Consider the following 6,458-nt stretch of genomic DNA (forward strand, 5'->3'; position numbering starts at 1 on the left):
GCCCGAGAGTCGGGCGGGCGCGGGGCGGCCGGGCACGAGAGGCGAGCCTTCCGTGCCCGGCCGCCGGTCACCGGCCCCGGTCAGGAGGCCGGGGTCGTGTTCCTCTCCGCGTCGGCGGGGTTCTCGGTCATGACCGAGGCGCGGCGCTTGGAGACCACGATCGCCACGACGATGACCGCCACCGCCACCACCGCGATGGCCAGCCGCACGCCCAGCGAGGCGTTGTCGCCCACGGTGAACTGCACGACGGCGGGGGCGATCAGCAGCGAGACGAGGTTCATCACCTTCAGCAGCGGGTTGATCGCCGGCCCGGCGGTGTCCTTGAACGGGTCACCCACCGTGTCTCCGATGACCGTGGCCGCGTGGGCCTCGGAGTTCTTGCCGCCGTGGTAGCCGTCCTCGACCAGCTTCTTCGAGTTGTCCCAGGCGCCACCCGAGTTGGCGAGGAACACCGCCATCAGCATCCCCGTGGCGATCGCACCGCCGAGGTAGCCGGCGAGCGCACCGGTGCCCAGTCCGAACCCGACCGCGATCGGGGCGAACACGGCGAGCAGGCCCGGTGTGGCGAGCTCCCGCAGCGAATCCCGGGTGACGATGTCCACGACCCGGCCGTACTCCGGCCGCGTGGTGCCCTCCATGATCCCGGGGATGTCCCGGAACTGGCGGCGCACCTCGTAGACGACCGCGCCCGCCGCCCGCGAGACGGCGTTGATCGCCAGACCGGAGAACAGGAAGACCACGGCCGCGCCGACGATGACGCCGACCAGGGTGTTCGGGGAGATGATGCTGGTCACGAAGGAATCGCCCGCGTCCCCGACGAACGCACCCGCGTCGGCCAACGCCTCGTTGATGGCCGCCGAGTACGAACCGAACAGCGCGGTCGCGGCCAGCACGGCCGTCGAGATCGCGATGCCCTTGGTGATCGCCTTGGTGGTGTTGCCGACCGCGTCCAGCTCGGTGAGGATCTGGGCGCCCTCGCCCTCGGTGAGGTCGCCGGACATCTCCGCGATGCCCTGGGCGTTGTCGGCCACCGGGCCGAAGGTGTCCATCGCGACGATGACGCCGACGGTGGTGAGCAGGCCGGTGCCCGCGAGCGCGACGGCGAACAACGCCACCGCACCACCGAGCAGGTAGGCCCCGAACACGGCCGCGCCGACGACCAGCGCGGTGAACACGGCCGACTCGAACCCGACCGCGATGCCCGACAGGATCACCGTCGCCGGGCCGGTCTCCGAGGTCTTGCCGACGTCCTTGACCGGCTTGTTCTCGGTGCCGGTGTAGTAGCCGGTGAGCCAGAGGATGACCGCGGCGAGCACGATCCCGATCAGCACGGAGACGCTCGCCACGACCGCCGGGTTACCCTCCGCGCCCGCGAACGAGTCCGGCAGGAACACGAACGCCGCGATCGCCGACAGTACCCCGGAGATCACCGCGGAGATGTAGAAGGACCGGTTGATGGTCGTCAGCCCGCCCTCGCCTGCGCGCGCCCGTGTGATGTAGATGCCGATGACGGCCGTGATCACGCCGATCGCGGGGATGATCAGCGGGAAGACGAGGCCCTCCCCGCTGGCACCGAACGCCGCGCTGCCGAGGATGAGCGCGGCGACGAGCGTCACCGCGTACGACTCGAACAGGTCGGCCGCCATGCCCGCGCAGTCACCGACGTTGTCACCCACGTTGTCCGCGATGGTGGCGGCGTTGCGCGGGTCGTCCTCGGGGATGTTCTGCTCGACCTTGCCGACGAGGTCGGCACCGACGTCGGCGGCCTTGGTGAAGATGCCGCCGCCGACACGCATGAACATCGCGATGAGCGCGGCACCGAACCCGAAGCCCTCGAGAACCTTCGGCGCCTGGCCCGTGTAGACGAGAACGACGACCGCGGCGCCGAACAGGCCGAGGCCCACCGTGAACATGCCGACGACACCGCCGGTGCGGAAGGCGATCCGCATCGCCTTCTCCCGGCCGCCGCTCTCCCGCGCCGCCGCGGCCACCCGCACGTTGGCCCGCGTCGCCAGCCACATCCCGAGATAGCCGATGAAGAACGAGAAGAACGCACCGAGCAGGAAGAACAGCGAGCGTCCTATGCGCTCGGTCCAGTCTTCGGCCGGAAGTGCGAGCAACAGCAGGAACACCACCACACCGAAGACGGCCAGGGTGTTGCGCTGCCGGTTGAGATAGGCAGCCGCGCCTTCCTGCACGGCCTTGGCGATCTCCTGCATCCTCCCGGTGCCCTGACCCGCGGCCAGGACCTCCTTGAGGAGGAGAGCGCCGATGACCACCGCAGCAAGGGCGATCGCGGCGACCACGGCCACGATGCCGTAGTCACCCCCGGAGAGTTCCGCTGAACTCTCCGCGAGGAAGTGCCGGGACATTCGTCCTCCTGAAACGTCGCCTGTTGTCGGCGCCGCCAGCGGAGAAGGACCACTGTGCCGATGCCGACATTGGGAGCTACACCACTTATGGTGTGGTTCGGCGGAGTCTATTGGTAATGGGCCGACGACGGGCAAGGCGACCCAGGTCACCGCAGCTCACACACTCTGTGAATCCGATCACTCACGCGATGCGGCGATAGCCGTACCTCCGGACGTGTGAAGCCATTCCCCGTGTCGTGGCCGACATGTCGACATAGCGAGGACCGTGGACGGCGAGGGCCGTCCACGTCCGTCGGCGTGCAGGATTGTCGAGAGCGGACCGGGCCGTGCCGACATCGGCGGGGACGGTCCCGGCGACGTCGAGAGGAACTCCGGAGGTGTGTGTCGTGGCCAGTCCCGAGCCGGGCAGGGAGAGTTCCGGCGCCCCCGGCCAGGACGGTGGAGGGCGGAAGGACTCCGGAGCCCACCGCGACGGGGCGACCGTCACCGAGCCCGCCACGCCCGATGGCACGGCCGATGCCACGGCCGGGCGGACGGGCTCGGCCCGGGCGCGGCGACTGCTCGGACGGACCACGGCCGGCATCCCCGAGGACCGGCATCCCGTCACCCACGTCGCCGACCTCGACGCGCGGGAACCGCGTTACGCCGACTGGCCGGAGTGGGCACCGGAGGCCGTCGTGGACGGCTTCCACCGTCAGGGCGTGCGGCGGTTGTGGAGCCACCAGGCCGAGGCCGCGTCCCTGGCCTGGTCCGGGCGCAACGTCGTCGTCGCGACCGGCACCGCGTCGGGCAAGTCGCTGGCCTACCAGCTCCCGGTGCTGTCCACACTGAGCACGGAACCGAAGGCGACGGCGCTCTACCTCGCGCCCACGAAGGCGCTGGGAGCCGACCAGTTGCGGTCCGTGTCCGCTGTGGAGCCGGAAGCGCGGGCCGCGTCGCAGCGGGTCCGCGCGGCGTCCTACGACGGCGACACCCCGCAGGCCGAACGCCGGTGGGTGCGCGACCACGCGCGGTGGGTGTTCACCAACCCGGACATGCTGCACAAGGGAATTCTTCCCGCGCACGGCCGCTGGGCCCGGTTCTTCCGGGGGTTGACCCATGTCGTGGTGGACGAGTGCCACGGCTACCGGGGCGTGTTCGGTTCTCACGTCGCGCTGCTGCTGCGCAGGCTCCGCCGGATCGCGCGGTACTACGGTGCCGACCCGGTTTTCGTGCTCGCCTCGGCCACCACGGCCGACCCCGCGGCGTTCGCGGAACGCCTCGTGGGCGCCGAGTGCACGGCGGTCGTCGAGGATGCCTCGCCTCGGGGCGCACGCACGGTGGCGCTGTGGGAACCGCCGCTGCTCGACGAGCTGACCGGGGAGAACGGCGCGCCGGTGCGCCGCTCCGCAGGTTCGGAAGCGGCACGCATTCTGGCCGAGCTGGTCATCGAGAAGGCGCGCACGCTGGCGTTCGTGCGGTCTCGGCGCGGTGCCGAACTCACCGCGCTCGGCGCCGAGCGCATCCTGTCCGAGACCGACCCGGAACTGCGCGGGCTCGTCGCCGCCTACCGCGCCGGATACCTCCCCGAGGAACGCCGGGAACTGGAGTCGGCGCTGCTGTCCGGCCGCCTGCTGGGTGTGGCCACCACCAACGCACTCGAACTCGGGGTGGACATCTCCGGGCTCGACGCGGTGGTGCTCGCGGGGTATCCGGGCACGCTGGCGTCGTTCTGGCAGCAGTCGGGACGGGCGGGACGCGCGGGTGACGACGCGCTCGTCGTGTTCGTCGCCCGCGACGATCCGCTCGACACCTACCTCGTGCACCACCCGGCCGCCTTGCTCGACCGGCCCGTCGAGGCGGCCGTGCTCGATCCGGCCAACCCCTACGTGCTGGCGCCGCACCTCGCGTGCGCGGCGGCGGAACGGCCACTGACCGTGCGAGAGCTGGAGGCGTTCGGCGGAGACACGGCACGGACGGTGCTGGATGAGCTGGTCACGGACTCGGTGCTGCGGCGCAGGCCGAGCGGCTGGTACTGGACCGAGCGTGAACGCCCGCACCACTCGGTGGACCTGCGCGGGTCGGGCGGCGACCAGGTGGCGGTGGTCGAGGCGGACACCGCGCGCCTGCTCGGGACGGTCGACGGCGCTTCCGCCTGCTCGACCGTGCACCCGGGCGCGGTGTACCTGCACCGGGGATCGTCCTACGTGGTCGACGACCTGGACCTCGACCAGGGCGTGGCGCTGGTCCACGCCCAGGACCCGGAGTGGAACACCTCGGCACGCGAGGTCATCGACATCGCGGTGTTGAACACCGAGCACAGCACCGACCACGGGGGCGTGACGGTCAACCTCGGCGAGGTCGCGGTGACCTCCCGGGTGGTGGGCTACCTGCGCCGCCTGCCCTCCGGGGAGGTGCTCGACCACGTCCCGCTCGACCTGCCCGAACAGGTCCTGCGTACCCGCGCCGTGTGGTACACGGTCGACGAGGATCTGCTGTGCCCGCCCGCGCGCGGGGAGCCGGGGGGCGCCGGTCTCGAACCGGCGCGCGTCCCCGGCGCCCTGCACGCCGCCGAGCACGCGGCGATCGGCCTGCTACCGCTGTTCGCGAGCTGCGACAGGTGGGACATCGGCGGAGTCTCGACCGCGAGGCACACGGACACCGGGGAGGCGACGGTGTTCGTGCACGACGGCTATCCCGGAGGGGCGGGATTCGCCGACCGCGGGTATTCCGCTCTCAGGCCCTGGCTTGCCGCGACGCGGGAGGCCGTGCTCGCCTGCGAGTGCCCGACGGGCTGCCCGTCCTGCGTTCAGTCGCCGAAGTGCGGCAACGGCAACGACCCGCTGGACAAGGCGGGAGCGGTGGCCGTACTCGACATCGTGCTCGCCACCCTGCCCGAACCGGGCGGCGATCGTGACGACGCCGGGCACGACGACGCCCGGCACGACGAGGCCGCAGGCGATCAGGCGGCCGACGACTCCGCGGTGAGCACGCGCTGAGACCGCCCGGCGGTCGCGGTGTTCAGTCCGTCTCGCGCCGCACCCGTGACCTCCGGGTGCGCACTCTGCCGCTCCACGCTTTCCGGAGCGGTGCGGCAGGATTCGTCGTCCAGGGCCCGCACCAGCACGTCGTGCACGGTCTCCGCCCTCGGCAGGCGCCAGCCCCAGATCTCGGGCTTGACCCGCCAGTGCACGACCCCTTCCCGGAAGGGAGTCGGCGGCAACGGGATCCACCCGCCCTCGCCGTGCCAGGCGACGTCGTCACGCTCGGCCAGAGCGTCGGGAAGGTCCCCGGCGGAGGTGGTGAGGAACAACCAGCGCCCGTTCGGCATGGCGACGATGGGGGCCGGCTGCCCGGATGCCCGCAGTAGCGTGGCCGCACGTCGGCCGAGCCCGTCGCCGACCTCCACCGCGTCCACCATGGTGCCCGTGGCCACGAGCAGGCTGTGCGGCCTGCCGGTCCACCACGCGGCGACCTGCCGGGGATGCGCGTTGAGCCGTTCCCGCCAGTCCGCGTGCGCGGGCACCGGCGCCGTCCAGGCAGCGCCGGATCCGTCCGCACTCTCCGGGTAGGTCCCCGGCAGCACCGGCCAGCCGCGCCACGCCAGGCCGATGGCCTCCGCGCGCAGCTCGATCCGGAACGCGGCACGCCAGGTTTCCGGCCACTCGGTGTCCACCATGTCTCGCTCACGCCTCCTGTAGAAAATCCGACCGCCTCGTTGCGGTGCCGCATTTCACTCAACGCCACGGACGAGGTGACCGGAACCACCTCCTCGACAACCGGTGCGCGGTGAACGGTGAGTGAGCAGTCGGTCAACACCCGGGCCGAACCGAGGTGCCCACTGACGGGACCGGTCGTCGCCATTCACCCGTGATCGGCCCGCCCCTCGGCGCCGCGCGGACGGTGCGGAAGCGTCGGCGACCGTGGGTCGCGCTCGCTCGCCGACCAGGCACATCAGACGGTCCGGACGGCCGTGCGCCGCCGCCGATCACCGTGTTCGACCGCTTACCGCACACCATCGACCGCTGCTCGTCCCCGGACGGCTCACCCGGCGTGCCGTGCGGCGCCGGCGCGGTCGTCCACCGGCCCGGCACGAGCCCGCGCGGT

The 6,458-nt window shown here is 71.8% G+C and carries 3 protein-coding genes; 1 reads left to right on the plus strand and 2 read right to left on the minus strand.

Going from position 1 to position 6,458, the window contains the following annotated elements; genetic code table 11:
• Positions 1-80: 80 nt before the first annotated feature.
• A complete protein-coding gene (locus SACSA_RS0104180; protein ID WP_019813778.1) occupies positions 81-2,372 on the minus strand; it encodes a sodium-translocating pyrophosphatase in 2,292 nt (763 codons plus the stop codon).
• 557 nt (positions 2,373-2,929) lie between these two features.
• On the opposite strand from SACSA_RS0104180, the gene SACSA_RS0104185 reads away from it, so the two are divergent.
• The gene (locus tag SACSA_RS0104185; protein WP_048876414.1) at positions 2,930-5,350 is read left to right on the plus strand and encodes a DEAD/DEAH box helicase; all 2,421 of its coding nucleotides are present in this window, start codon (positions 2,930-2,932) and stop codon (positions 5,348-5,350) included.
• On the opposite strand, the gene SACSA_RS0104190 is transcribed toward SACSA_RS0104185, so the two are convergent.
• Positions 5,314-6,030 (minus strand): bifunctional DNA primase/polymerase, encoded by a 717-nt coding sequence (locus SACSA_RS0104190; RefSeq protein WP_019813782.1) that lies wholly within the window; start codon positions 6,028-6,030, stop codon positions 5,314-5,316. The genes SACSA_RS0104185 and SACSA_RS0104190 overlap by 37 nt on opposite strands.
• Between the last annotated feature and the right edge of the window lie 428 nt (positions 6,031-6,458).

Origin of the sequence: Saccharomonospora saliphila YIM 90502 (assembly GCF_000383795.1) — a bacterium.
In the GTDB taxonomy this organism is placed as follows: Bacteria; Actinomycetota; Actinomycetes; order Mycobacteriales; family Pseudonocardiaceae; genus Saccharomonospora; species Saccharomonospora saliphila.

Coding starts and splice junctions, on each gene's coding strand:
- SACSA_RS0104180 (WP_019813778.1), bottom strand. CDS start 2,372: ATGTCCCGGCACTTCCTCGCGGAGAGTTCAGCGGAACTCTCCGGGGGT.
- SACSA_RS0104190 (WP_019813782.1), bottom strand. CDS start 6,030: ATGGTGGACACCGAGTGGCCGGAAACCTGGCGTGCCGCGTTCCGGATC.